This window comes from Aquipuribacter hungaricus (assembly GCF_037860755.1).
Classification (GTDB): domain Bacteria; phylum Actinomycetota; class Actinomycetes; order Actinomycetales; family JBBAYJ01; genus Aquipuribacter; species Aquipuribacter hungaricus.
In genome coordinates this window covers 1-753 of record NZ_JBBEOI010000491.1, presented here as the reverse complement: position 1 = coordinate 753, position 753 = coordinate 1, and the positions used below count along the sequence as shown (strand labels likewise).

The 753-nt window shown below is 79.0% G+C and carries 1 pseudogene; it reads right to left on the bottom strand.

Features of this window, described 5'->3' with window-relative positions:
- Positions 1–753 (bottom strand): annotated as a pseudogene (locus tag WCS02_RS20815) (hypothetical protein); the annotation flags it as partial.

Here is a 753-nt window from a genome sequence, read left to right as displayed (position 1 = left end):
CGGGCTCCGGCCCCGCCGGCCGCGTCGCCCGGTACCGCGGGCGGCGGGGCGGACGGTCGCCCGGGGCCCGTGTCGTGCTCGTCCTGCGGACCCTGCGGGTCGCCCGGCGCGTCAGGCGCGTCAGGCGCGTCAGGCGCGTCAGGCGCGTCCGGCCCCGGGTGCGGCGTGGGGTGCGGGTCGGTCTCCGGCGGCAGCCTCACGTCGCCGACGGCGGTGAGCCCGACGCCGAGCCGGGCGCCCAGCGCCTGGCTGGAGTCCGGCGTGCCCTCGGGCAGCATGACCGTCACGAGCAGCCACCGGCTCTCGGACGGGGTGAGCGTGCCGACGCTGATGGCGGCGTACCCCGTCTCGGCCTCGACCCGGTGCCGCGGGAACAGGGACAGGCTCGCACCGGGGCACCGGGGCTCCGGGTCGCCGGGACCGGGCTCCGTCCAGGGGGTCCCGCAGGAGTCGACCTGCACGAGCAGGCCGTCGACGCTGGTCACGAGGTCGCCGTCGGCGTAGAGCTCGACGGTGAGGGTCCCCCACGGGGCACCGGACAGGTGCGCACCGATCTGGTAGCGGACCGCGGACCCGGGCGACAGCCGTCCCAGGCCGACGTCCTGCACGTCGACCCACAGGAGGTCGTCACCGAGGTGTCCCGGCTCCGGGGCGACCGGGGCGACCGGGGCGGCCGCGGCCGCCGTCGCCGTCACGGTGAGCGCGAGGCCCGCCAGGACGAGGGCGGCCGCGCGCGCCGCCGGACGGATCGCG